The organism is Streptomyces scabichelini (assembly GCF_011045015.1).
Lineage (GTDB): Bacteria > Actinomycetota > Actinomycetes > Streptomycetales > Streptomycetaceae > Streptomyces > Streptomyces scabichelini.
In genome coordinates this window covers 41,499-65,745 of record NZ_JAAKZY010000024.1, presented here as the reverse complement: position 1 = coordinate 65,745, position 24,247 = coordinate 41,499, and the positions used below count along the sequence as shown (strand labels likewise).

General features: G+C 68.0%; 24 protein-coding genes and 1 pseudogene. 15 read left to right on the top strand and 10 right to left on the bottom strand.

Annotated elements, in window-relative coordinates; genetic code table 11:
• Window positions 1-39: 39 nt before the first annotated feature.
• The 9 genes from G5C60_RS10515 to G5C60_RS51770 all read left to right on the top strand — a co-directional run bounded on the left by G5C60_RS10515 (window position 40) and on the right by G5C60_RS51770 (window position 8,351).
• Entirely contained in the window at window positions 40-408 is a 369-nt protein-coding gene (locus G5C60_RS10515) for a hypothetical protein (RefSeq protein WP_165257283.1), read from the top strand.
• Entirely contained in the window at window positions 405-1,670 is a 1,266-nt protein-coding gene (locus G5C60_RS10510) for a Rieske 2Fe-2S domain-containing protein (protein WP_165257280.1), read from the top strand. The genes G5C60_RS10515 and G5C60_RS10510 overlap by 4 nt, the downstream gene beginning before the upstream one ends.
• Window positions 1,660-2,163 carry an aromatic-ring-hydroxylating dioxygenase subunit beta gene (locus G5C60_RS10505; protein ID WP_165257277.1) on the top strand — a complete coding sequence of 168 codons (504 nt, stop codon included), beginning with the start codon at window positions 1,660-1,662 and terminating at the stop codon, window positions 2,161-2,163. Before G5C60_RS10510 ends, G5C60_RS10505 begins: the two co-directional genes overlap by 11 nt.
• Entirely contained in the window at window positions 2,160-2,924 is a 765-nt protein-coding gene (locus G5C60_RS10500) for an SDR family NAD(P)-dependent oxidoreductase (protein ID WP_338145769.1), read from the top strand. Before G5C60_RS10505 ends, G5C60_RS10500 begins: the two co-directional genes overlap by 4 nt.
• Window positions 2,921-3,868, top strand: a complete 948-nt coding sequence (locus G5C60_RS10495; RefSeq protein WP_165257270.1) for a PDR/VanB family oxidoreductase — start codon at window positions 2,921-2,923, stop codon at window positions 3,866-3,868. The genes G5C60_RS10500 and G5C60_RS10495 overlap by 4 nt, the downstream gene beginning before the upstream one ends.
• Window positions 3,869-4,034: 166 nt before the next feature.
• On the top strand, window positions 4,035-4,547 hold the full coding sequence (locus tag G5C60_RS10490) for a flavin reductase (RefSeq protein ID WP_165257267.1): 513 nt from the start codon (window positions 4,035-4,037) through the stop codon (window positions 4,545-4,547).
• Window position 4,548: 1 nt separating this feature from the next.
• Window positions 4,549-5,895, top strand: a complete 1,347-nt coding sequence (locus tag G5C60_RS10485) for an amidase (RefSeq protein WP_241266659.1) — start codon at window positions 4,549-4,551, stop codon at window positions 5,893-5,895.
• A 63-nt stretch (window positions 5,896-5,958) separates the two neighbouring features.
• On the top strand, window positions 5,959-6,879 hold the full coding sequence (locus G5C60_RS10480) for an AraC-like ligand-binding domain-containing protein (RefSeq protein WP_165257265.1): 921 nt from the start codon (window positions 5,959-5,961) through the stop codon (window positions 6,877-6,879).
• A gap of 350 nt (window positions 6,880-7,229) precedes the next feature.
• Entirely contained in the window at window positions 7,230-8,351 is a 1,122-nt protein-coding gene (locus tag G5C60_RS51770) for a helix-turn-helix transcriptional regulator (RefSeq protein WP_241266658.1), read from the top strand.
• Window positions 8,352-8,540: 189 nt separating this feature from the next.
• Here the strand turns inward: G5C60_RS51770 and G5C60_RS10470 are convergent, their stop codons facing one another.
• From G5C60_RS10470 to G5C60_RS10430, 9 genes are all read right to left on the bottom strand, one after another.
• On the bottom strand, window positions 8,541-8,972 hold the full coding sequence (locus G5C60_RS10470) for an ester cyclase (protein ID WP_165257262.1): 432 nt from the start codon (window positions 8,970-8,972) through the stop codon (window positions 8,541-8,543).
• Window positions 8,969-9,994, bottom strand: coding sequence for an LLM class flavin-dependent oxidoreductase (locus G5C60_RS10465; protein WP_206439322.1), 1,026 nt, complete (start codon window positions 9,992-9,994; stop codon window positions 8,969-8,971). The genes G5C60_RS10470 and G5C60_RS10465 overlap by 4 nt, the downstream gene beginning before the upstream one ends.
• 192 nt (window positions 9,995-10,186) lie before the next feature.
• A complete protein-coding gene (locus G5C60_RS53605) occupies window positions 10,187-10,828 on the bottom strand; it encodes a response regulator (RefSeq protein ID WP_165257260.1) in 642 nt (213 codons plus the stop codon).
• Window positions 10,829-10,943: 115 nt separating this feature from the next.
• Complete coding sequence (locus tag G5C60_RS10455) at window positions 10,944-11,963, bottom strand: sugar ABC transporter substrate-binding protein (protein WP_165257258.1); 1,020 nt, start codon at window positions 11,961-11,963, stop codon at window positions 10,944-10,946.
• 125 nt (window positions 11,964-12,088) lie between these two features.
• Entirely contained in the window at window positions 12,089-13,156 is a 1,068-nt protein-coding gene (locus tag G5C60_RS10450) for an ABC transporter permease (RefSeq protein ID WP_165257256.1), read from the bottom strand.
• Window positions 13,157-13,268: 112 nt separating this feature from the next.
• Window positions 13,269-14,807, bottom strand: a complete 1,539-nt coding sequence (locus G5C60_RS10445; protein WP_165257254.1) for a sugar ABC transporter ATP-binding protein — start codon at window positions 14,805-14,807, stop codon at window positions 13,269-13,271.
• 174 nt (window positions 14,808-14,981) lie between these two features.
• On the bottom strand, window positions 14,982-15,539 hold the full coding sequence (locus G5C60_RS10440) for a nuclear transport factor 2 family protein (protein ID WP_165257252.1): 558 nt from the start codon (window positions 15,537-15,539) through the stop codon (window positions 14,982-14,984).
• A 251-nt stretch (window positions 15,540-15,790) separates the two neighbouring features.
• A complete protein-coding gene (locus G5C60_RS10435; protein WP_165257250.1) occupies window positions 15,791-16,861 on the bottom strand; it encodes a maleylacetate reductase in 1,071 nt (356 codons plus the stop codon).
• Window positions 16,858-17,751 carry an intradiol ring-cleavage dioxygenase gene (locus G5C60_RS10430; RefSeq protein ID WP_165257247.1) on the bottom strand — a complete coding sequence of 298 codons (894 nt, stop codon included), beginning with the start codon at window positions 17,749-17,751 and terminating at the stop codon, window positions 16,858-16,860. The genes G5C60_RS10435 and G5C60_RS10430 overlap by 4 nt, the downstream gene beginning before the upstream one ends.
• Window positions 17,752-17,914: 163 nt before the next feature.
• On the opposite strand from G5C60_RS10430, the gene G5C60_RS10425 reads away from it, so the two are divergent.
• The gene (locus G5C60_RS10425; RefSeq protein ID WP_165257245.1) at window positions 17,915-18,868 is read left to right on the top strand and encodes a LysR substrate-binding domain-containing protein; all 954 of its coding nucleotides are present in this window, start codon (window positions 17,915-17,917) and stop codon (window positions 18,866-18,868) included.
• 67 nt (window positions 18,869-18,935) lie between these two features.
• Window positions 18,936-19,109: a hypothetical protein gene (locus tag G5C60_RS10420; RefSeq protein WP_165257243.1), complete on the top strand. Its 174-nt coding sequence runs from the start codon at window positions 18,936-18,938 to the stop codon at window positions 19,107-19,109.
• Window positions 19,110-19,130: 21 nt separating this feature from the next.
• Here G5C60_RS10420 and G5C60_RS10415 read toward each other — a convergent pair whose 3' ends face one another.
• Window positions 19,131-20,090 (bottom strand): GlxA family transcriptional regulator, encoded by a 960-nt coding sequence (locus G5C60_RS10415; RefSeq protein WP_165257240.1) that lies wholly within the window; start codon window positions 20,088-20,090, stop codon window positions 19,131-19,133.
• Window positions 20,091-20,364: 274 nt separating this feature from the next.
• On the opposite strand from G5C60_RS10415, the pseudogene G5C60_RS51010 reads away from it, so the two are divergent.
• The 4 genes and pseudogenes from G5C60_RS51010 to G5C60_RS10400 all read left to right on the top strand — a co-directional run.
• Window positions 20,365-21,303, top strand: a pseudogene (locus tag G5C60_RS51010) (NADP-dependent oxidoreductase); the annotation flags it as partial.
• Complete coding sequence (locus tag G5C60_RS51765; protein ID WP_338145770.1) at window positions 21,289-22,089, top strand: nuclear transport factor 2 family protein; 801 nt, start codon at window positions 21,289-21,291, stop codon at window positions 22,087-22,089. The pseudogene G5C60_RS51010 and the gene G5C60_RS51765, both read left to right, overlap by 15 nt.
• Window positions 22,090-22,502: 413 nt before the next feature.
• Window positions 22,503-23,297: an alpha/beta hydrolase fold domain-containing protein gene (locus G5C60_RS10405; RefSeq protein WP_206439321.1), complete on the top strand. Its 795-nt coding sequence runs from the start codon at window positions 22,503-22,505 to the stop codon at window positions 23,295-23,297.
• A gap of 109 nt (window positions 23,298-23,406) precedes the next feature.
• Window positions 23,407-24,240 (top strand): enoyl-CoA hydratase/isomerase family protein, encoded by an 834-nt coding sequence (locus G5C60_RS10400; protein WP_165257238.1) that lies wholly within the window; start codon window positions 23,407-23,409, stop codon window positions 24,238-24,240.
• Window positions 24,241-24,247: the final 7 nt, after the last annotated feature.

Here is a 24,247-nt window from a genome sequence, read left to right as displayed (position 1 = left end):
CCCCGTCCGGCCCCGCCGTAAGACTTTGAAAGGATCGACATGTCCGAGCCAACCCCCGTCCCCCTGCGGGTCCTGTTCTGCATCGGCATCAACCAGAACTTCTTCGATCTGCCCACAGGCCACGGCGGTCCGGTCTGGAAGGCGTTCTCAGGAATGATGGAAGGGATCGCCGCCATGCCTGGCGTCAACGTCCTCGGCAACATCGACGACGACCAGCACATGATCGGACCGTCCGCGTCCTGGCCGTGGACCTGCTACATCCTGGCCGACGTCGCGGACCAGCAGACGGTGGCCGCCGCCTGCAACCTGTTCCGCACCACACCGGTCGGCGAACACCTGCTCTGGCGCTACGCCACGATCGAGGCACGCATCGGCCGCCCGCTGACCATCCCGGCGAGCATTCAGTGAACCCCGGCGCATCCGCGGCGGACCTCGCCCGGGACGACCGGGTGTCGTCCGCCCTCTACACCGATCCGGCGCTGTTCGAACGGGAGATGAGCCGGATCTTCGAGCGGACCTGGGTCTGGGTGGCGCACGAGAGCGAGCTGCCCAAAGCGGGTGACTTCCGTACGGCGTACGTCGGCCGCCAGCCCGTGATCGTCACCCGGGACCGCCGCGGCGGGATCAACGTCCTGGTCAACCGCTGCCGGCACCGCGGCGCGAGCCTGTGCGAGGTGCCGAAGGGCAACGGAAACGGCTTCACCTGCCCGTACCACGCCTGGTCGTACGCGCTGGACGGCAAGCTGCGCGGAGTCCCGTATCCCGACGGTTACGAGGACGTGCTGGAGAAGAAGGACTTCGGGCTCCAGCGCCTCAAGGTGGGCGTCTACGCGGGCATGGTCTTCGCCAGCTTCAACGAGGACATCGAACCGCTGGAGGACTTCCTCGGCGGGGCGCGGCTGTGGATCGACCGGTTCATGAAGCAGGGAGCCGGCTACCCGATCAAGGTTCAGGGGGAGCACCGGTTCCGGTTCCGGGGCAACTGGAAGATCCAGCTGGAGAACACCACCGACGGCTACCACTTCCCGATCGTGCACCGTTCATGGATGGCGTCCGTCGACGCCGAGACGGCGAACATGCTGTCCTTCATGACCGACGAGAAGGCGGTCACCCACTCCCTGGGCAACGGCCACAGCGTCATGGTCATGGTTCCCGAGCACGTCGACCTCGACGAGGACGACGGCACCGAGCAGCTCCAGGCACGGTTCAGCCACATCATCGAGGAGCTGTCCCGCGAGTTCGACCCGGCCGAGGTCCGGCGCATCGTCCGGTCCCTGCACGGCTCCGGATTCAACCTCAATCTGTTCCCGAACGTCGCGATGTCGATGTCGTTCTTCCGCGTCCTGCGGCCTCTCTCCGTCAACGAGACCGAGATCCGGCACATGGCGCTGGGCCTGGACGGCGGCCCGGAGATCGTGAACCGGCAACGCCTGCGCATCCACGAGCACTTCCAGGGCCCGTTCGGCTTCGGCAGCCCGGACGACTCCGAGGCCTGGGACCGCGTGCAGCGCGGCGTCGCCGGTGGACCCGACCTGCCGATCCTGGTCAACCGGGGCATGGAGCGCGAGCGCAAGGCCGACAACGGCGACCGGGTCTCCCACGCGACCGACGAGACGGGCATGCGCGAGGCCTACGCGATGTGGAAGAGGATGATGACCGATGCTCACTGAGCAGGCGCTGCTGGGCCTCACCGATGTCCGGGTGAGCGCCGCCGTCCAACTGGTGTGGCGCGAGGCGCGGCTCCTCGACGGCAAGCGGTACGAGGAGTGGGACCGCCTCTGGGCCCCCGACGGACGCTATGTCATCCCCATCGACCCGGAGACCGAGGACTTCGAGGCGAGCCTCAACATGGTCTACGACGACGACCGCATGCGGCGGATGCGCATCGAACGGCTGGTCTCCGGCTACTCGATCTCCGCCGTGGCAGCGGCCCGGACCGTACGGACCGTGTCCAGATTCGTCGTCGCACGGTCCGAGGAGGAGGCCGTCGAGCTGAACTCCGCACAGGTGCTGGTCGGTTACAAGCGCGAGGAGACCTTCGTGCTCGGCGCGGACCTGACCCACCGGATCGTCTTCGACCGCGGTGAACCACGGATCGCCCGCAAGGTGATACGGCTCCTCAACTCGCAGGAAGCGGTCAGTGCCACGGGGTTCCTGCTGTGAGCGGCACCATGAGCGCCGCCGGGAGCCGGGTCGCCGTGATCACCGGGGCGGCCCGGGGCATCGGGCAGGTCATCGCCGCCCGGCTGCACGCGCAGGGCTACCGGGTCGCCCTCGCCGACCTCGACGGCGAAGGGGCCGGGAAAGCCGCGGCAGCGCTCGACCCCGGGCAGGAAACCGCCGTCGGCCTGACCCTCGACGTACGGGAGAAGTCCGCCTTCGAGCGGGTCCGCGACGAGGTCACCGCCCGCTGGGGAACGGTGCACGTGCTGGTCAACAACGCCGGACAGTCGCAGGTCGAGTCCCTGATGGACATCACGCCGGAGAGCTTCTCCTCGGTGGTGCGGACCAACCTCGACGGTGTCTTCCTCGGCAGCCAGGTCTTCGGGGCGTACTTCGCGGACCGCGGCCATGGCCGCATCGTCAACATGGCCTCCCTCGCCGGGCAGAACGGCGGCACGGCGACCGGCGGCCACTACGCGTCGGCCAAGGGCGGGGTCCTGACCCTGACCAAGGTGTTCGCACGCGAACTGGCCGCGCGCGGAGTGACCGTGAACGCGGTGTCTCCGGGGCCGCTCGACCTCCCGGTCACCTACGACCTCATCGGGCCGGAGACGGCGGCGGCGCTGAAGAAGAACATCCCTGTCGGCGAACTGGTCTCGCCCTCGTTCGTCGCCGACACGGTCGCGCTGCTGGCCGCCGAGCACGCCGGTTCGGTGACCGGCGCCTGTTGGGACGTGAACGGAGGGCTGTACGTACGATGATCACGGTCCGCGTCACCGGCATCGCCGACGAGACCGACCAGGTCAAGTCCTTCCGCCTGGTCCGGTCCGACGGCGCACCCCTCGGCCCGTATGCGGCCGGCGCGCACATCGATGTGACGGGCCCGACCGGAATCACCCGGCAGTACTCGCTGTGCGGGCCGCCGCACGAGACCGGCTCGTTCCTCGTGGCGGTCAAGCGCGAAACTCCCTCGCGCGGGGGCTCCGACGCGATGCACGACAACGTACGGCTGGGCAGCGAACTGCGCATCAGCGAACCGCGCAACCTGTTCGGCCTCGCACCGGACGCCGGGGAACACGTACTGGTGGGCGCGGGCATCGGCGTCACACCACTGATCGCCATGGCGTACCAACTGCACCGGGAGGGACGGAAGTTCCGGCTGCACTACTTCGCCTCCACACGCGGGCAGGCGAGCTTCGCGGACCTGCTGGAGCTGTCCGGCTTCGCCGCCCGGGTGCGGTTCCACTTCGGCGTGCCGCGCCCCGGTCAGCAGGACGCCCTCGACGCGATCCTGTCGAACCTGGGCCCCGGCACCCACGTCTACACCTGTGGCCCGAAGGAGTTCATGCGGCGCGTCACCGTCACCGCGGCCCGCTCCCTGCCCGAAGAACGTGTGCACATCGAGCATTTTCAACCCCCCGATCCCGTCGGCGAGCCCGACGCGGAGTTCGAGCTGGAACTCGACACCGGAGAGGTGTTCACCGTCCCGGCGGACCGCAGCATCGTGGACGTACTGGCGGAGAACGGCTTCGACGTCGACACCTCCTGCCGGGAGGGAATCTGCGGAACCTGCGTCCTGCCCGTTCTCGAAGGGGAGCCCGACCACCGCGACAACTGCCTCACCCGGAAGGAGAAGGCGGCGAACGACCAGATCGCCACCTGCGTCTCCCGGGCCCGTGGCCGACGCCTCGTCATCGAGTTCTGATCCGGCCGGGAACCGCTGTACCGAGAAAATCGCTGAGGAAATCACCTACGCCCCGGCCCTTTTCTTCAGAAAGAGCCAAGCAGCCCGCAATTACCGCCCCTTCGCCTGCTCCCTAGTGTGGAGCGAAAGCTGAGAAAAGCGGTTGCGGGCAACTGAGGAGACGAGAATGGTGACGACAATCGCCGGACCCGACCGGACAGAATTCCGCGAGGCGATGGCGCACCTGCCGGCGGCCGTCAACATCCTCACCACCGACGGCCCCGGAGGCCGGTACGGGATGACGGTGAGCGCCGTCTGCTCCGTCACCGACGCACCGCCCACCGTCCTGGTCTGCGTCAACCGCGGCAGCGCGACGCACGACGTGATCAGCGGCAACCGCCGGGTGTGCGTCAACGTGCTCGGCGGTCACCACGAAGAGCTGGCCCTGCACTTCTCCGGCGTCACCAAGGTCCCCATGCCGGAGCGTTTCGCCTGGGACATATGGGACCCGGCCGAAGAGGTACCCGTCCTGCGTGACGCGCTGGTCAATATCGTCGGCACGGTCCGCGACCGGAAGACCATGGGCTCGCACAGCGTGATGTTCGTAGAGGTCGAGCGGGTTCACGTCCGGCAGGGCGACAGCCTGGTCTATTTCAACCGGCGGTTCCACCGCCTCGAGAACACGACGGGAACCGAGTGACATGAGTCGAACGCACCGGGTTCCGCAGGCCATGACGGTGCAGGCGATGACGGTGCAGGCGATCACCAGCGGCCGGGCCCTTCCGAGCGAGGTCGTCACCGTCGCGCTTGAGCGCCTGGACGCGACGGAACCGGACCTCAGGGCCTGGGTCCGGGTCGACCGGGCCGGCGCCCTGAGCACGGCCAGAGAACAGGACGACCGGCCGGCGGACGGACTGCCGCTGCGCGGTGTCCCGTTCGGGGTGAAGGACATCATCGACGTACGCGGCACACCGACCGAGTGCGGGTCCCCGCTGCGCCGGGACCGGATCGCCGGGGCCGACGCGTGGGTGGTCGCCCGGCTCCGGCGGGCGGGCGCGATTCCCCTCGGCAAGACGGTGACCACGGAGTTCGCCTACTTCGCCCCGGGCCCCACACGCAACCCCCACGACCTGACACGTACCCCCGGCGGTTCGTCCAGCGGCTCGGCCGCCGCCGTCGCGGCGGGCGTGGTGCCGCTCGCGCTCGGCAGCCAGACCGCGGGCTCGCTCACCCGCCCGGCGGCATTCTGCGGCGTCGCGGGGTTCGTGGCACCTGTCGGCTCATGGCCGACCGCGGGAATCACCGGCCTGAGCCACAGCCTCGACTCGGTCGGCCTGATCACCCCCACGGTCGCCGACCTCCGCCTCGTCCACGACGTACTGTCCCAAGCACCGCGTCCTCCCGCCTCGCAGGCCACGTCCGGCCGCCCGCGGCTGCTGGTGTGGACGGCGGCCGAACTGGGGGACGTCGAGGAGCCGATGCACGCGGCCCTCGCACGAGCGGCCGAGGGCGCCCGCGCACAGGGCGCCGCGATCGAGGACCTGGGCTGGGCCGCGCGCACCCCCGGCCTCGTGGAAGCGCACACCACCGTCATGGCGTACGACAGCGCACGCGCCCTGGCCGAGGAAGCCCGCCACCCCGGCCTGTTGAGCGCGGCGCTGGGTGAACTGCTCGCCATGGGGCGCCGGATCACGGACGACGACTACCGGGCGGCCCTGTCCGCGGCCGCGCGGGCCCGCGCCGACATCCTCGAGGTGCTGACGGACGCCGACGCGATCCTGGGCCCGGCCGCCCTCGGTCCCGCACCGCACGGCCTCGCGGCCACCGGCACGCCGGTGCTCAGCCGTCCCTGGCAGCTGCTCGGTCTCCCGGTGATCACGGTGCCCGGATTCACCGACGACGAGGGCATGCCGCTCGGCCTCCAACTGATCGGCCACCCCGACCGCGTGAACCGGCTCTTCGCCCTCGGGGAGCGGCTCGAAGAGCTCGCGCGCGAAACGACACCGTCGGCACCTGGACCGGCAACGACCGTAACAAACGGGCAATAGGCGCTAGGAGGGTCATGGGGTATGTTTCCCGTCCTTGGCTCGACGCCCGACAGTGAGGGCAGTATGAGACGCAATAACCTCGAGGGCATCGAGGAGTTCGAGGCCGCCTCGTCGCAATCCTTCGTGCCGCTGCGCATCCGCATTCCGAGAGAGGGCGGACTCCATGCCAGCCTCGCGGCAGTGACGATCGACGGGGTCGTGATATCCCGCATCGCCGCCACGCCGTGCCGGGTCCACCGGGACGTACACACCATCGGCTCCACCGATCGCGAACTGCTGAAGATCGCGCTGCACCGGCGTGGGCGGGCAGGGATCGAACAGGACGGCCGGCGAGGCTCGCTGCACCCCGGCGATCTCGTGGCCTACGACACCACTCGTCCCTACGACCTCAGGCACTGGGACGACTTCGAGACCTTCGTCATCGGGATACCGCGCTCGCGGCTCGGGCTGAACGCCGAGCTGATCGGGCGGCGGAGTGCGTCCCCGCTGCCGGCCGGCCCGGGAGTCGGGCCCGTCGTGTCAGCCTGCATCGCCGGGCTCGGCGCCGGCATCGAAGAGGTCTCCCCGGCCGCCGGTGTGCACCTCGCGGACGCGCTTGTCTCACTGATCATCTCGGCTTTCACCGACGCCTCGCCCTCCCGCACCGAGGCGAACTCGGACCTTGCTGATCGCATCCTCGCCTACTGCATGGCCAATCTCGCAGACCCCGCCCTGTCCGTGGGCTTCGTCGCGCGGCGGCACGGTATTTCGGTGCGCTATCTGCAGAAGTTGCTGAACCGGCGGGAGGTGTCCCTGGCGGCATGGATCAGACGTGAGCGGCTGCACCGCATCCACCGTGACCTGTCCGACCCCTCGCTGGTGAACCGCACGACTCGCGAGATCGCGGCCCGCTGGGGAATCCTCGACGCCACGCACCTCAGCCGCACCCTGAAGGCGGAGTTCGGCCGGACCGCCCAGGAGATCCGCCGCGCGGCACGGCCCTGAGCAACGGTATGAATGCCAAGACAGCCGGGTGTCCCCGGCACCCCAGGTACTTACAACGGCCAGCACGATGAGCCCTGTTGTCGGGGGGGACCCGCAGGTCCGGTCATCCCTGGTGGTATCAGGCGATGGGGGGCTATATTCCACCTGCGGATATCTCCGCCTGCGCGGCGCGCGGGACCCGACGACGTGTGGCCTCCGGCGCTTCACCCTGGGGTGAGCGGCCGGCATCGATACCAGGCCCGAGTTATTTCGATTCGACTTCTCGACTTCTCGACTTCTCGACAACACGGCTGGCGCAGGTCCGGTTCTTGTGCGGCCGGAGGGCGCCCGTGGAGATGGGGCACCCTCGGATGGAGAAACAGCGGCACGAAGACAGAGCGGACAGAGCGCGGTCCGCGCCGGGCGTCCGCAGTGAGGGACAGCGCTACGCCAGTCTGGCTGAGCTGGCCGCGGTGCTGGCCGATGTCGACGATCTGGAGCAGTTGGGGGAGGCGTACTTCGCCCTGTCCCGGCGTGTCATCGACTTCCCGATGAGTGCGGTGTACCTGTTCGTCGACGGCACCACCAGCCCGTCGTGGTACGCCTCGCGCAATGTGAGCAACCGGTTCTTGGCCGCATACGAGCGGCTGGGCCGGCCCGTCGACGATGAACTCCGGCAGGTCATGGCGACCGCGTCGCCCGCCTACAACCTCGCGGGTCGATCCCTCACGCAGTGGCGGCAGACCGACATATACCGGCTGGTGGACCGCTTGGAGAACATGCTGCATGTCCTCAAGGCACCGATCGTCGTGCGGGGTTCGATCATCGGCACGATCGACTTCTCCTCCGACCGGACGAACACGCCCGTCGCCGAGACGGACCTGCACTTCATGGCGGCCATGGCCGGGGTGGTCGGCGGCGCGGTGACCGCGTTGCGCGGCCGGCAGCGACTCCAGGAGCAGCTGGACGTCGTCAGCCTCGCCCTGGAGAACAGCTCCGCCGCGGTCGCCTACACCAGCCCCGACTCCACCGAGCCCACCGTCACCCCGCCTGCTGCGGCGCTGCTGGACGACCTCCGGGAGGGCGGCGACATCCTGTACCGGATTCTGCGGGACACCGAGCCGTCGGTCGCCGAATCGCGCCGTTCCTATCTGGTCAGGAAGCGTGACGGGGCGAATGACGTGCTCAACTGCACCGTCCGGTCGGTGCCCGGCCAGCCGGGGGCCGAGGTCATGGAGCTCTCCCTGGAGTCGGCCGAGCCGCGCTATACGAACCAGGGTCGGCCTTCCCTGTCGAACAGGGAGTCGGATGTGGCGCGCATGGTCGCTGCGGGTCTGTCCGACCGCGAGATCGCCGAGCAGCTGACGCTGAGCGTCTACACGGTGCGCCAGCACATGAAGAGCATCTACACCAAGCTGGAGATCAGTAGCCGGGTACAGCTCACCCGCGTCCTCTTCGGCAGGACCGCCCGCGCCGAGCCGCCGCGTCGTTGAGCGACGGGCGAACGGGCGAACGGGCGAACGGGCGAATTGGCGAACGGGCGTCGAGGTCGGACATGAGTCTCGGAATGCGGCGCCCTGCGCACCCAGGCCCAGCACGTCGGCGCTGGCCTGGGCACGGTCGGCGGCCCGGGAGACGCGGTTCGGGGTCTGGTCAGCAGATCGCGACCATGACCGCTCGGGTCAGAGGACTTCGCGCAGCCGCTCGGGGAGGACACGCATCTGCTTCGCCAGGACGGTGTAGTCCCAGCAGTCCGAGTTCCGCTTGATCCGGCCGTCCGCGAACTCGTACATGGACAGTCCGGAGAACTCGACGCGGGTGCCCGTCCGGTCCACCCCTTCGAACTCACCGCGCCAGGTCGCGGTGATCGTCCACTCGCTCACGCCATGGGTCGGGCCGGTGCCGATCCGGCGCAGCGTGAGGGAGAAGTCGGGCATGGTGGCGTAGACGGCCGCCGCGAACTCGCGGACCCCGTCCGGCGCCGTGACGTACGCCCCCTCGGCGAAGTCCTCGTAGACGCAGTCGTCGGTGAACAGACCGGCGATCGTCTCGATGTCCTGATCGTTCCAGGCGCGTTCGAGACGACGGAGCATGGCGTCGGTGTCCTCGGTCATATGACGACCTTCCGTGCGGAGCGGCTGGTGAAACGGGGCAGGATCTGTTCGCCGATCAGGCGGATGCACTCCACCGGATCGTCGCCATGGGGTGGTCCGAAGGCGATGTTGTCGGCACCAGCGTCGATCAGGTCGCCGATCCGCCGGACGACCTGGTCGGGTGTGCCGGTAAGGCTGAACGCGTCGATGGCCCGGCGCGTCACGAGCGCCTTCGCCTCGGCCACGTCGCCCTTGGTGAAGGCGGTGTATGCCGCCTCCACCTCGTCTTCGCCGATGCCGACCTCACGAATCATCGGCGCGAGGAACGGTTGGAGCAGGGCGAGCATCCCGCGGATGGAGTCCTCGGCACGGCCGGGATCGGTGGAGATCGCGCACAGGGGTCCGACGATGAACTCGGTGCCCTCCATCGTCTTCCCCACGCTCGCTCGACCGTCGGTGAACTGGCCCTTGAGCCGGGCGACGTACTCGGGGCTCGCGACGCAGTCGGCCTTCATCCCCGGCGCGATGGTGCCGGCGAGCCGGGCCGTCTGCGGTGACCAGGTCCCGACGAACAGCGGGACATGCCGCGGCACTTCGAACTGGAAGTAGAGGTCCTCGGTGGCCTTGAAGTACTGACCCTCGAAGGGCGTGCGATCCATGGCGAGCATCCGCGTCATCAACGCGTGCGCCTCACGCATCCACGTCATCGGTTTCGACGGGGCGACCGCGCCGATGAGCGGGTTGAAGCCGCCCCGGCCGATGCCCGCCACCATGCGCCCGCCGCTCAGTTCGTCGAGGGCCGCGAGGTTCGCGGCGTGGTAGACGGGGTGGGCGACCTGGGGCGTGACGATGAACGGGCCGAGCCGGATGCGCGAGGTGTTGAGGGCGGCGACGGTGAGGATTGGCCAGGCCGGACGGAAGACGAGGTCGTCCGCGATGTGCAGTTGGTCGAAGCCGGCGTCCTCGACCTGTCTGGCGAGCGGGCCGTAGGCGGCCATCGGCAACGCGCCGGTGACCATGACACTGAAGCTGATTCCCATCATTCACTCCTCGTCAAGGGGGGACATCTTGACACGGGAAATCCTAGAAACGCGGTCACCCGAGCACTATTAGGGAATTCCTTACGCCGCCATGAGGCATAAGGTGCGGGACATTCCAAGAGGTATCTCCGTCCTCTCGAGGGCTGGTTAGCGACGAGAATTCCAAGCATTCCGGTTCACCATCTCGTCCGCGTGTCATGGGGACGGCAGTGCCAGGCCTGTCCGGAGCACGTCCCGGACGAGGGTTGCGATGCTCTCGGCGCGGGTCTTCTCCCGGATGTGGGTGCGGTGCACATCGACGGTCTTCGTGCTGATCCCCAGCCGGGTCGCGATGTTCTTGCTGGGTACGCCGTCGATCACCAGGCGAAGGATCTCCAACTCACGGGGGCTGAGGCTGTCCAGGCGAGCCTGGAGGGCCTGCTGCCTGGCCGCCTGGGCGAATCGTTGCTGCGCGGTTCGCAGCGCCTGCTGGACGACGTCGAGCATGTGCTGGGGATCGTAGGGTTTCTCCAGGAAGTCCACGGCGCCGTTCTGCAGTGCCCGCACGGACATTCTGATGTCGCCGTGGGCGGACACGAAGATGACCGGGATGGCTGATCCGGTCCGGTTCAAGGTCTCCTGGAGCTGGAAGCCGCTCACTTCGGGCATGCGCACATCCAGCACCATGCAGGCGGGCTGGTCGCGGTCGTAGGAGTCCAGGAAGGTCCTCACATCGGTGAAGCACAGGGACCTGATTCTCACGGACTCCAGCAGCCAGGCCAGTGACCTGCACAGTTCCTGGTCGTCGTCGACGATGTAGACGACGCTGCCCGGCGGCTGCCCATCCGCCGGTCTCACGGGGCTCGGGGCTGCCGCCACCGCGGTCACCTCCACGCTCGTCCCAGGTGGTGCTTGCGCGATCCGGTAGGGCCCCCTTCAGAGGGTCTTCATGGGGCCGGCGACGGTCTCACTCTCACTTGACCAGCGGCAGTTCGGTGGGCGTGCAGGGGCGGTCCTTGGGCGCCACGAAGTCCTTGACCGTCGCGGGGGTGATGAGCTCGTTCTTGATGACGTACTTGGTTGCGGCGTCACCCTTGACGGCGTCCTGCATGGCGGCGACCGCCGCCACCCCGGTGCAATACGGGTCGGTGTCGATCGAGGCGGTGATGGTCCCGTTGCGCAGTGCCGCGATCGCCGAGGAGTCGCCGTTCGACCCGGTGACCAAGATTCCGTTCGGGCTTTCGGCCGTGTACACCTTCTTGCCGGCGGCGATGACTGCCGAGGAGACGCCGAGCGCCGTGGAATCGTTGAAGCTCCAGAATCCGTCGATGTCCGGGTGCGCCGACAGCAGGTCCTGGGCCAGCGACGAGGCGCCGCTGCTGGTGTTCTGGGTGTTGTCCTGCTTGGAGACGACGGTCAGTCCGGCCCGCTTCGCCGCGGCCGTGAAGCAGTCGGTCATCCCCACGATCGACTTGACCGGAAAGCCCATCACCGCGATCTTCCCGTTCGGCTTGGCCTTGGCGAACATCTGGGCGAGCTGGTCAAGGATTCCATCTTTCTTGCAGCTGTAGATCTCCCACCAGACGCTGGAGATTCCGTCCGCTCCTGCGGAGTTGACGCCGATTACGGGGATCTTGGCGCTCTTGGCGGCGGCGTAGGAGCCCGCAATGGCGTTTTCGTCCAGTGCCCACGCGGAAAGCGCGCCGACCTGTTGGTCGATCATGGTCTGGACGTTGGAGACCTGGGTGTCGGCCGACAGGTTCGCATCGTAGGTCTTGGCCTTCCAACCGAGGCTGGTCGCCCCCGACTTGAAGCCTTTGGAGATGTCCTGCTGGCCTTCCTGGGCCATCACCGGGGAAGCAAACCCGACAGTCAGGCCGCTGCCCGACCCGCTCCCGGCCGATGTGGAGCTATCACTTCCGCAGCCGGTGGTCACGGCCATGGCGCCGATCGCCAGGCCGCTGAGGGCGAGGCGTGAAAATCTGCTGTGCATGGTGTACGTCCGATCTGATGAGGGTTCGCGAGGGGTGGTGGGTCTGCGGGCAGGAGCGCGGCAGCGGGCTGACGCTGCGTCAGGAAGTCAGGCATCAGGGCGGGTCGGCGAATGGGCCGAGGTGGTCATCGCGGCTCCTTCGCGAGGGCGGCCGCCGCCTCGGGCGCGGGCCGTCGGCGCAGGCTCTTCCAGCGCGCCGCGCTCAGGCCGACCGCGAGGATCAGCAGGAGGCCGTTGACCGCCTGCCGCCAGAAGCTGGAGATGTCGGCCAGGGTCATGATGTTCTGCACCACGCCGAGGAAGAGCACTCCCAGCACGGTTCCCCAGATGCTGCCCTTGCCGCCGCTGAAGGAGGTTCCGCCGATCAGTACCGCGGCGAGTACGCCGTTGAGCAGCGAGGGATCGATCTGCGGGGAGGCTCCGGTAAGCCGGCCGACCTGGACGACGCTGCCGAGCCCGGCGGCCAGCCCGGCCAGCGCGTAGACGGCCGCGGTGGTGTTCTTGACGTTGATGCCGTTGAGCCGCGCGGCCTCCGCGTTGGATCCCACCGCGAACACCGAGCGGCCGAAGCGGGTGTAGCGCAGCACTCCGGCGGTCGCCAGGATGAGCAGCACGTCGAAGACCAGGATGATGGGTACGGGCCCCATGTCGCCGGTCGCGAACGTGTGCACCGGGCCGAAGGCGGGCTTGGTGAAGACGTCGACGGTAGAGCCGTTTTTCACCACCAGCGCCAGGCTCGCCGCGATGGACGCCATGCCCAACGTGACCACCAGGAAAGAGATCCGCAGCCGGGAGATCAGCAGCCCGTTCACGGCGCCGAGCCCGGCTCCGAGGGCCAGGGCTCCCAGCACGCAGACAACCGTCGGCGCCCCGGAGGACAGCAGCAGCCCGAGTCCCATGCCCGACGCAGCGGTCATGGAGACGACGGACAGGTCGATGCCTCCGGCGATGATGACGAAGGTGGAGCCGATCGCCAGTGACATGGCGACGCTGTTTGCGCCGACGATGTTCATCAGGTTGGACCAGGTGAAGAAGGCCGGCTGGGCGATCGAGGAGACGACCATCAGGATGACCAGGGCGACGACGACCCCGCCTGTCTCGCCCAGGCGTGGCAGCGGCGGCAGTTGACGGCGCACCCGCTCGCCACCGGGCGCGGCACTGGAGGGATCGACCTGCTGATGGAGAGCTGTCATGACGTTCCTGTCGGGTGTGGGATGCGGATCGCTCTGAGGCGCGGGGATGTGGTCAGGGCGCCCTGCGGCTGCGGCTGCGGCTGCGGCTGCGGTTGCGGACCGGGCGGGCGCGTCAGGCGCCTTCGAGCTGCGGCCTGCCGGTGACCATGGCGCGGTTGATGGTCTCCTCGTTGATGTCGGCCCCGGTGAACTCCGCGACGACGTCCCCCCGGTACATCACCAGCACCCGGTCGCAGACTCCGCACAGCTCGTTCAGCTCCGACGAGATGAACAACACTCCGGCGCCTCGGGCGGTCTGTTCCCGCAGCAGGGTGTAGATCGCGCTCCTGGAGCCGACGTCGATACCCCGGGTCGGCTCGCTCAGGACGTAGACGGGAAGGTTCAGGTCGAACAGCCGGCCGATGGTGATCTTCTGCTGATTGCCTCCGGACAGGACTCGGACCGGAAGGTGTGAGGAGGCGGTCCTGATGCCGTATCGGCGCACCGCATCGGCCACCCGACCGCTTTCCGCCCGCGGCCTGCGGATCCCGTACCGGAAGACGTGCTGGGGCCAGGCCACGGAGAGGTTCTCGGTGACCGACCGCTCCGGTAGCAGGGCTTTGGCCTTCCGGTCCTCCGGTACGAACCCCAGGCCGCCACGGAGTACGGCCCCGGGCCGGCCGAGCCTGATCGCACGCCCGGCCACCCGCACCCGCCCCTCTGCGGAGACGGCGCCCGCCAACGCGTGCCCCAGGACTTCCTTGCCGGAGCCCGAGAGACCGGCCACGCCGACGATCTCCCCGGCTCGTACCGACAGGTCGACCGACCGCAGTCCCTGTGCTCGCGCCGACAGGCCGTCAGCGCTCAGCACCATGTCCGCGCCGTCCACGTCATGGACGCGCCGCCCGTAGTAGTCGCCCAGTTCACGGCCCACCATGAGGCGGACGAGGTCCTCCTCCGGCGTTCGCGGGATCGGGACGGTGGCCATGATCCGGCCGTCCCGCAACACAGCCGCGGAGGATGCGGACCGGTAGATCTCGTTCATCCGGTGCGTGATCATCACGACCGCCGTGCCGAGCGCGCGGCGCTGCTCGACGAGTTCGAGCAGCCGGTCGGCGGCCTTCTCCGACAGAGAGCTGGTGGCCTCGTCCAGGATGAGCACCCGGGGGTCGGTTGCCATCGCCCGCGCGATCTCCACCTGCTGCTGGAGTTCGATGGACAGGTCACCCACCCGAGCGCGGGGGTCGATCGCCATCCCGTACGTCTCCAGCAACTCGGCGACTGCGGACCGCAGCCTGCGCCACGAGACCGCGACCCTGCCGCGCACCGGCAGCCGGCCCAGGAAGACGTTCTCCGCGACTGTCAGGTCGGCGGCCAGGGTCAGCTCCTGGCTGATGAGCGCGATCCCATGGGAGAGCGCGGCCCTCGCGTCGGGAATGCGTGCGGGTTTTCCGTCCACCAATATGCGTCCCGCATCGGGAGCAAGCATGCCGCCGAGAATCCGGGCAACCGTCGACTTTCCCGAACCGTTCTCCCCGGTAAGCGCGGTTACGGTACCGGCGTGGAATTCCACGTAGGCGTCCCGTAGGACGACAGCGGTTCCGAACTGCTTCGAGATCCCTTCGGCCCGCAGCAGAGGAACGGGTCTGCCCTGCTCATCTCCGGAATTCATGGCCGAATGTTAGGTGGAAGAACTCGAATGGAACCATCCCCACGGGGCGGCAAAACCGCACCTCCCTAATTTTAGGGAGGTGCCGGCCTCCGTGCCTCTTTCCGGTTTCCATTTGATTGTCGATTTGTTTCGCCGACTCGGCCTTTCTGACGGCGAATCAGGGTACGTCTTCGATCATGGCCCCATCAACACCGAGGTTGAGGGGTAGTCGCTCACCCAACCCGCGGACAGCGGCGCGACGAAGACGTTCTCGGTCCGTGTGCGTGTGATCTTCCAGATGCCGTCGGCCTTGCGGAAGGCGTTGTTCAGCCGACTCGAACGCACCAGGGACTTGCCGTCGGAGAAGAGCCACGGCTGGATGTGGATCCACTGGCCGGTCGCCTCGTCGCCGTCGACGTGGATCTGCTCCGAGGTCAGGTAGTGGGCGTTCAACAGCAACGCCGGGTCCTGCTTCTGGCCCCAGAACTTCTCGAAGTGCTCACGGATCGCGGCTGCTCCCTCGGCGCGGCCGAACTGGCCGTCGTAGTACTCACCGACGCCCTCCCAGACAGCGTCCTCGGAATACAGTTCCATGATCAGGTCGATGCGGTGTCCGTCGTCCCGGACTCCGAACTCGGGGATCGGGGTGTCACACAGGAACATGTAGCGCGTCTGGAGACGGCGGATCTCGGCCTCGGCCTCCAGCACCTCGATCCGCTGGACAAGGCTGGCGATAGTGGCGTCGATAGTCATGGGACTTCTTTCCCAATTCTGAGCGCGATGGTGGCGGTCTTGGTATCGGCATCGGTATCGGTATCGGCGAGGACGTCATGGTAGCCGAGTTCTCCGCCGACACCGCTTGTGGGATTCCAGAAAGGACCGTTGCGCACTCGACGTGAAAGAAACCAATTCACGGATGACCTCCGCGTCGGTGGCGGTCAGTGGTGGTTACTTCGGTGCGCTCGTACGAGATGCATGGAGCGGACGGCGGACGGCGGACGGTTTCAGGCGATCGGCGGTTCGCCGGACCAGGCGCGGCGCAGCAGCCGGGTGAGGCCCTCGGAGGTGACTTCGCGCGGATTGGCGTAAGGGTCGGCCAGTGCCAGCTCGACGATCTGGTCGATCGCTTCTTCCTTCATGCCCAGTTCGCGCAGCGAGCCCGGGGCGCCCAGGTTTCGGGCGAGTTCCCACAGTGCCACCGCCGGGTCGGAGCCGCCCAGCGCGCGTTCGAGCGCGGCGACCGCCGCAGGGGTGCTTGGCTGGTTGTAGGCGAGGGCGTGCGGCAGGACGACGGTGTGGGTATCGGCGTGCGGCAGGTCGAGGGTGCCGCCGAGCGTGTGGCACAGCTTGTGGTGCAGGGACATCGTGGTGGCGCCGAGGCAGGCCCCGCACAGCCAGGCACCGTACTGGGCCTCGGCGCGCGCCTTGGTGTCCGCGCCGTCCGCCACCACGGCGGGAAGCGTTGTGGCGAGGGAGCGCACTCCGTCCTCGGCCATCAGGCTGATGATCGGTGAGGCGTCCGGGGCGTAGAGAGCTTCGACGGCGTGCGCGATGGCGTTCATGCCGCTGGTCGCGGAGGCGACAGCCGGGAGGCTCAGGGTGAGTTCGGGGTCGTACAGCACGCTGACCGGCAGCACCCGGAGGTCTTTGCCGGTGCGCTTGCGGCCGTTCTCGGTCAGCCCCCACACGGAGGTCATCTCCGAACCGGCGTACGTCGTCGGCACCGCGATGAGCTTGAGGCCATGGTCCAGGGCGATCGCCTTGCCCAGACCGATCGCCGAACCGCCACCCACCGCGACACAGCCATCGGCCCCCAACTCCACCGCGCGGTCGCCGGCCTCCGCGGCGGATTCGACGGGGACATGCATACGGGCATGGGGGTGCACTCCGCCGGCGCGGTCGCCGATCAGATGCGCGGCGGCGTGGCCGAGCTCCTCCTGTTGAGGGGAGCACAGGACGAGCACCCGCTTGAGTCCTGCCCGGTCGATCTCGTCGGCCAGCCGGCCGACTACGCCGGGGCCCATCACCACACGCATCGGCAGCGCTTGGTACGCGAAGGTTCGTGCCTGGTTCATCGGCCGGTCTCCTGGGCGGTCTCGCTGAGGAGGGTGATGTCGAAGTGGACGGCGCGGTACGGGTTGTCGAAGCCGAGTTCGACCGCACGGGCGGGGTCGTCGACCTGGGCGAAGTCGCGCAGGAGGCTTTCCTTGACGCCGAAGACCACGTCGGAGCCGATGTACGGGCAGTCCTTGACGAACAGGTGAGTGACCAACGGCCGGTGCCCTTCGGCGGTCACGAGGAAGTGCACGTGCGCGGGCCGGTTCGGGTGCCGGTGTGTGGCCGCGAGCAGACGGCCGACGGGGCCGTCCACGGGGATTGGATAGAAGCGGGGAACGATGGAGCGGAACCAGAACTCGCCGTGCTCGTCCGTGGTGAACAGGCCGCGGAGGTTGCGATCGGGTTGGACTCCGGGCTGCTGCACGTCGTAGAAGCCCTCGGCGTTCGCCTGCCAGACGTCGACTTCGGCGTTCGCGAGCGGGGTTCCCGCCTCGTCCGTGACGCGCCCGGTGACCAGGCACTGTTCGCCCTTGCCGTCCAGCGCGATGAGGTCGCCCTGTTTCCTGGGGGGTGACTCGACCATGTGGAAGGGGCCGAGCACGGTGGACTCGGTGGCCAGCTCCAGAGAACGGTTGTTGATCGTCTCGACCAGCATCGAAACGCCCAGTACGTCCGACAGCAGGATGAACTCCTGCCGTACGTCGGTGCACGCCTGACCGGTCTCGGTGAGCGTGGCGATCGCCAACTCCCACTCCTCATTGGTGAGTTCGACTTCCTTGACGAAGTCGTGCAGGTGCCGGACGAGGGAGCCGAGAACCTTCCTCAGTCTCGGATCGGTGTCCGCGCCGAAGCTCGCGACAACGATCTCGGCGGACCTGCCCTCACTGAACATCGAGGATGCGTTCATCGCGGACTCACCGATCTGTGAAGGTTGGGTTACATGCTCGTATCCGCTATTCATCCTGTCCAATTCTCATTAACCTCTTGATCTATACATGCTGCGAATAGATCAGCGGCGCCATGGGCACTGACGTCATGGGCACTGAACAGACGAGGGAGGGCCGTGGGAGGTGGAGCTGCGGCAGCTGCGGTACTTCCTGGTTGTCGCCGAGGAGCTGAACTTCAGCAGCGCGGCGGACCGGCTCAACATGACTCAGCCGCCGCTGAGCGTTCAGATCCGTCAGCTCGAGGAGGAGCTGGACGTGGTTCTCTTCGAGCGCACCACACGCAGGGTGAAGCTCACGGCGGCAGGCCGCGCCTTCCAGGAGAGCACACAGGAGCTTCTCGACCAGCTTCGCAGTAACGTCGAGGACGCCAGGAGAGCCGCGAAAGGCGAATGGGGCAGGTTGGCTTTGGGATTCGTTCCCTCCGCGACCACGGAGAATCTTCCGCCCATTCTTCGCAATTTCAGAGCACATTTCAGCGACGTACGGCTCGACCTGCACGAACTGACGCCCGAGCAGCAGGTGCGAGACCTTCGTGACGGATCGTTGGACTGCGGCTGTTTCTATCTCCCCTTCGCCGACGGGTATCCGTTCGGCGACCGGAACCTCATGTCCGCGGCCATCTCACGGGAACCCCTGGTGGCGGTACTCCCGCCCGGCCACCGTCTCGCCGCCCGCCGGAAGATCCAGGTCAGCGACCTCGCCGACGAGCCCTTCGTGCTCGTCGGCGGACACAGCGGCCAAGGCCTTCGCGAAATCATCCTGGAGCAGTGCCGTCGCGGCGGCTTCGTACCCCGAGTCGTCCAAGAAGCAGCTCTCGTCCAGACCATCGCGGGGCTTGTGGCGAGCGGCGTGGGCGTCGCGCTCATTCCCGCTTCGGTGCGCCGCATCCAGAAAACCGGGGTCACCTACCGCGCACTCCAGGACGAACCGCTCGACGTCGAAATGGGACTCATCTGGGCACGTGAGAACGACAGTCCAGTACTGGCCGGATTCATTGACGTGGCAAAAGAGACCAACGCCCTGCTGTCTCCTCCTGACGGCACCGCTGTTCAGGTGTGTGCCGAGAAGGACGCCTAGAGGAGGGGGCGGGTGCCGTGGTGGCTGAGGCCGGCGAGGGCGGGCTGGTCGATACGACCCGGTGTCTGTGTCCGGCACAGCTCTGTCCGTCGGCGGCGGTCTGATGCCCTCGACGATGCGGGCGTACGAGGCGCGCTGGGTGTGGCGCGAACCCTGGGGCGTGGACGGGTGCGTGCTGTCTCGGCGAAGGGCATTCCCCGGCCGTGGCGGGCGCTGGTTCGTCACCGCGTTCGCAGAGTGAGAGCGGTGTGTGCGGTGATGCTCAGTGCGTGGGGGACAGGGCGCCGCGGAAGGTGCGCCGGTAGGCGAGCGGTGAGACGCCGATGGCGGCATGCAGATGTTCCCGTAGCGATGTGCCGCCGGCGAAGCCGACTTGGCCGGCGATCTCGTCCACCGGCAGGTCGGTGGTTTCCAGGAGGTGTCGTGCCCGTTCGACGCGCTGCTGGATCAGCCAGCGTCCCGGGCTCATGCCCACCTCTTCGGTGAAGCGGCGGGCGAAGGTGCGCAGGCTCATGTGGGAGTGCTCGGCGAGGTCCGTCAGGGTCATCGGCTCGTGGAGGTTCTCCAGCGCCCACTGACGGGCGGTGGCCGTTCCGCTGGCCGTGGCCTCGGGCACCGGGTGCTGGATGTACTGCGCCTGTCCTCCGTCGCGCCACGGAGGGACGACGCACATGCGGGCCACCTGGTTGGCGACTTCACTGCCGTGGTCCTTGCGGATGATGTGCAGGCAGACGTCGAGCCCGGAGGCGGCACCGGCCGCCGTCAGCACATCTCCGTCGTCGATGAAAAGGACGTCGGGATCCAGTGCGACCTGTGGGAAGCATGCGCGGAAGAGGTCCGCGGCCATCCAGTGGGTGGTGGCCGGCCGGCCGTCGAGGAGACCGGCTGCGGCGAGGACGAAGGCGCCGGTGCAGATCGATACGAGGCGGGCGCCTGGTGCCACGGACGCGAGCGCCTGGGTCATGGCCCGTGGCACTTCCGTCGTGACGGCGGTGGTGGTGAAGGGCGGGATGACGACGGTGTCGGCGGTGCGCAGCGCCTCCGGGCCGTGCTCGACGGTGATCGAGAAGTCGGAGTTGGTGCGGACCGGGCGGCCGTCGACGCTGCAGGTGAGGACCTCGTAGCGGCCGTCCGCCGCCTCGAAGACCCGGCTGGGAATGCCCAGTTCGAAGGGGTACACCCCGTCTACGGCCAGGACGACGACTCGGTGAATGGATGCCATGGCGTGATCCCGTCGAAAATTGGAATTCATGCCACGATATCGGACGGTGATGGCAACGCGCTGGACGCATCACGTGCAGCGTCACCTTGCACGCCACAAGTCCATGTTCTGACGATGACGTGTCAGGGTTCCGGCGAGCCCGGGTGCGGCCGACGCAATGAATCGACGAACGCACGCCATGGCGTGATCCCGTTGAAAGTTGGCATTCATGCCATGGCGCCCGGGAGTGGCAGACCGCGACGCTGGACGCATGACGAACCCCAATACCACCACCATGCGCGCCATCCGCCAGGACACCCACGGTTCCCCCGAGGTACTCAAGGAAGTCGAACTACCCCGGCCCGAGCCGGGGCTGAGTGAGATCCTGATCGCCGTCCAAGCGGCCGGGGTCAACCCCACCGACTGGTGGAACCGCGCCCAGCCCATGACCGCGGGCGGCCTGCCCCTCACCCTGGGCTGGGACGTCTCCGGCGTCGTCGAGGCCGTCGGCACCGGCGTCACCCTGTTCAAGCCGGGCGACGAGGTCTTCGGCATGCTGCCCTACCCCCACGGGGTCGGCGCCCACGCCGAGTACGTGACCGCCCCCGCCCGCGCCTTCACCCACAAGCCCGCCGGCATCGACCACGTCCAGGCCGGCGCCCTGCCGCTCGCCGCCCTGACCGCCTACCAGGCACTCGTCGACACCGCCGATGTCCAGCCCGGGCAGCGCGTTTTCATCCACGCGGCCGCCGGCGGCGTCGGCCATCTCGCCGTCCAGATCGCCAAGTCCCGCGGCGCGTACGTCATTGGCACCGCCAGCGCCGCCAAGCACGACTTCCTGCATTCGATCGGAGTCGACGAGGCCATCGACTACCACACGGTCGACATCGCCGAGGCGGTCAAGGACATCGACGTGGTCCTCGACCCGGTCTCGTTGGACACCGCCGCCCGCGCCCGCTCCCTGGCCGTGCTGCGCCCGGGCGGCACCCTCGTCTCGATCCTTCCGGTACCCATCGACCCCGACGAGCTGGCTGACATCGCAGGGCGGGGCATCCGCTACGAGTCCCTCCTCGTCGAGGCCGACCGCGCCGGCATGCAAGCCATCGCCGACCTCGTCGAAACCGGCGCCCTGCGCGCCCACATCGCGGCCACCTTCCCGCTCGCCGAGGCCGCCAAGGCCCACACGCTCGGCGAGACCGGCCGCACCACCGGCAAGATCGTGCTGACCGTGGAAGGGACAGTGAAGAAGCAGATCGCCCAATCCCTCACAACCGTCTTCGACGGGGGCGACACGACCGTCATCGACCGCCACGTACGGCCGGACTACATCCAGCACAACCCGCTCGCCCCCGACGGCCCCGAGGCCCTCAAGGCGTTCGGTGCCGCCTGGCGGCAGCAGTACCCGGACACCGCGTACGACACCAAGCGGGTCCTGTCCGAGGGCGACCTGGTGCTCCTGCACTCCAATGTCGTCCCGGCTCCTGGTACCCACGGGATGGCCGTCTTCGACATCTTCCGCTTCCAGGACGGGAAGATCGCCGAGCACTGGGACATCCTCCAGGAGGTGCCGGCGACCACGGCCAACGGCAACGACATGTTCTCCACCCTCAGCCGGCCGCAGACCGAGGCGCCGGAGCAGCGGTGGTTCACCGCGTACAACAAGAAGCTGGTCACCGCGTTCGTCGACCAGCTCCTGGTCCGCAAGGACCTGTCCGCCATCGACACCTACGTGGCCCCCGAGTACCGTCAGCACAACCCGAACATCCCCGACGGGGTGGCCGGCGTGAAGGCCGGACTGGGCGCGTACATCGAGCAGTTCCCGCAGCTGAGCGTGGAGCCGAAGAGGATCATCGCCGAGGGCGACCTGGTGGCCGTCCACAGCCACTACGTCGACGCGCCGGGCGAGCGCGGCCGGGCGGTCCTCGACCTCTTCCGGGTCAGGGACGGAAAGATCGTCGAGCACTGGGACGCCGTACAGGACGTGCCGGAGACCTCCGCCAACGACAACACGATGTTCTGACGGCCGCCGGGGCGTGGACAGGGTGTGGTTGTGGCTCGTCGCCTTCAAGCGCTTGGAAGGGGACCGACGTCCTCGCTGCCCGATCTGGTCCGCGAGAGTCTCACGCGGCTGCGTGCCGGGCCGCCGCGGCGCGCGTACTCGTGTCGGCCGACGACTAGCCCATCGGTTACGTCGCACCGGCTTTGTCACCGTCCCCACTCTCGACGCCGACCACCGGCCGGGTGGCCAGACGATTCCGTACACCCTTGGTGGTGGGAAAGAACGAGGACCCGATGAGTGCCTTCCACCCCGATCTCAAACGAGGTCGCTTTCTCCCCAATGTGTCCTACGGACGTCTGTCGTCGCGCCTCGTGCGGAGCGTGAAGTGGCGTTCGGCAGATCCAGGGACGGACGTCACGGTTCAGGAGATGGTCGTGCCCGGGCCGAAGGACGCACCTCCCGTCTCGCTTCGCGTCTTCCAGCCAACCGGCTTGAAGGCGGCGGCTCCGGCGCTGCTCTGGATACACGGAGGCGGGCTGATCTTCGGCGCACCCGAGCAGGACGACCGTACGAACATCGCCTTCGCCCGCGAGCTCGGCATCACCGTCGCCGCGGTTCGTTATCGACTGGGGCCGGACCATCCTGCGCCCGCTGCGGTCGAGGACGCCTACGCCGCGCTGCGTGGACTGGCCGAGCGCGCGGGCGACCTGCACATCGACATCGATCGCATCGCGATCGGCGGTGCCAGCGCAGGCGGCGGAGTCGCCGCGGCCCTCGCACTGCTCGCCCATGACCGGGCCGAGATCCGGCCGGTGTTCCAACTGCTCCTCTACCCCATGCTGGACGACCGCACGACGACGAGAACCGACCTGGACACCCTCAAGGTGCGCGTCTGGACGCCCAAGAGCAACCGGTACGGCTGGTCGTCCTACCTCGGCGACGCCGTCGCGGGCCCGGACGTCTCCCCGTACTCGGCCGCAGCCCGCCGCAAGGATCTCACCGGTCTTCCTCCGGCCTGGATCGGCGTCGGCACCCTCGATCTCTTCCACGACGAAGACGTCGAGTACGCGCGTCGGCTGAGTGACAGCGGCGTCCCCTGCGACCTCCTCGTAGTCCCCGGCGCTTTCCACGGCTTCGACCTCGTGTTTCCCAAGGCCGAGGTCTCGCGGGAGTTCTGGCGCCGGCAGGCACGGGCGCTGGAGGGCGCACTGTGGGCCGACCGAAGGTGAAGGCAGACCGACATACGGATCGCGTAGAGGGCGTCGCCTCTGCCAGTTCAGGGCGCCCCGACGAACACCCGTCCCTGACGAACCGTCAGGATCACCCTTGGAGCGAACGATGACGCAACCCAGCACGATCAGCGTGGAGCGGCTGACACCAGGAATCCGCAAGATCACATTCTCGAATCCACCAGTGAATCTCATCGTCGGGGAGACCGTGTCCCGACTGGTCGAGGTCGTCACGGAGCTGAGCGAGGACCCGCAAGTTCACGTCGCCGTCTTCACCAGCAGTACACCCGGCTACTTCTTCAACCACTTCGATCTCGGCCGGGCTGCCGACTTCATGCCGTCCGATCCGGAGGCGACGCCGGCGTGGACCGATCTCGTGATACGGCTGTCCACAGCTCCGTTCATCAGCATCGCCTCCATCCGCGGACGGACCAGGGGTGGCGGGGACGAACTGGCCCTGGCCTGCGATCTGCGCTACGCCAGCCGCGAGCACGCGGTGTTCGGCCAGCCCGAGGTCGGCGGCGGGATTCTTCCCGGCGGCGGGGGCACAGAACACCTGCCCCGACTCATCGGACGGGATCGGGCACTCGAAGCCATCCTCAGCAGCGATGACTACGACGCCGACACGGCAGAACGCTACGGATGGGTGACTCGCACCGTCGCCGACGCCGAACTGGACGGCTTCGTGGACGGTATGGCAACCCGGCTGGCGTCATTCGACAAGGCGGCGCTGGCAGCCGCCAAGGCCCAGGTCAACCGGGCGACGCTCCCGCCCGATGCCGACCTGCGAGCGGCCTACACGCAATTCCTGAGCTCCCTGACCTGGCCAGGGGTCCAGGCATTCCTGCCCCACTTCGAGAAGCTCGCTGCCGAAACGGGTCCCGAAGAGCTGGAGCTCCGCTTGGGCCACTATCTCGGCATCGCACGTCAGGAGAGCCGGTGAACACCGA

Bases quoted from the DNA above. Each gene is read 5' to 3' on its own strand.
- G5C60_RS10505 (WP_165257277.1), top strand. From the start codon at position 1,660: ATGCTCACTGAGCAGGCGCTGCTGGGCCTCACCGATGTCCGGGTGAGC.
- G5C60_RS10435 (WP_165257250.1), bottom strand. From the start codon at position 16,861: ATGAACCAGGCACGAACCTTCGCGTACCAAGCGCTGCCGATGCGTGTG.
- G5C60_RS10495 (WP_165257270.1), top strand. From the start codon at position 2,921: ATGATCACGGTCCGCGTCACCGGCATCGCCGACGAGACCGACCAGGTC.
- G5C60_RS10440 (WP_165257252.1), bottom strand. From the start codon at position 15,539: ATGACTATCGACGCCACTATCGCCAGCCTTGTCCAGCGGATCGAGGTG.
- G5C60_RS10465 (WP_206439322.1), bottom strand. From the start codon at position 9,994: ATGATGGGAATCAGCTTCAGTGTCATGGTCACCGGCGCGTTGCCGATG.
- G5C60_RS10515 (WP_165257283.1), top strand. From the start codon at position 40: ATGTCCGAGCCAACCCCCGTCCCCCTGCGGGTCCTGTTCTGCATCGGC.
- G5C60_RS10415 (WP_165257240.1), bottom strand. From the start codon at position 20,090: ATGGCATCCATTCACCGAGTCGTCGTCCTGGCCGTAGACGGGGTGTAC.
- G5C60_RS10450 (WP_165257256.1), bottom strand. From the start codon at position 13,156: ATGACAGCTCTCCATCAGCAGGTCGATCCCTCCAGTGCCGCGCCCGGT.
- G5C60_RS10455 (WP_165257258.1), bottom strand. From the start codon at position 11,963: ATGCACAGCAGATTTTCACGCCTCGCCCTCAGCGGCCTGGCGATCGGC.
- G5C60_RS51770 (WP_241266658.1), top strand. From the start codon at position 7,230: ATGGAGAAACAGCGGCACGAAGACAGAGCGGACAGAGCGCGGTCCGCG.
- G5C60_RS10400 (WP_165257238.1), top strand. From the start codon at position 23,407: ATGACGCAACCCAGCACGATCAGCGTGGAGCGGCTGACACCAGGAATC.
- G5C60_RS10445 (WP_165257254.1), bottom strand. From the start codon at position 14,807: ATGAATTCCGGAGATGAGCAGGGCAGACCCGTTCCTCTGCTGCGGGCC.
- G5C60_RS10480 (WP_165257265.1), top strand. From the start codon at position 5,959: ATGAGACGCAATAACCTCGAGGGCATCGAGGAGTTCGAGGCCGCCTCG.
- G5C60_RS10430 (WP_165257247.1), bottom strand. From the start codon at position 17,751: ATGAACGCATCCTCGATGTTCAGTGAGGGCAGGTCCGCCGAGATCGTT.
- G5C60_RS10485 (WP_241266659.1), top strand. From the start codon at position 4,549: ATGAGTCGAACGCACCGGGTTCCGCAGGCCATGACGGTGCAGGCGATG.
- G5C60_RS10490 (WP_165257267.1), top strand. From the start codon at position 4,035: ATGGTGACGACAATCGCCGGACCCGACCGGACAGAATTCCGCGAGGCG.
- G5C60_RS10470 (WP_165257262.1), bottom strand. From the start codon at position 8,972: ATGACCGAGGACACCGACGCCATGCTCCGTCGTCTCGAACGCGCCTGG.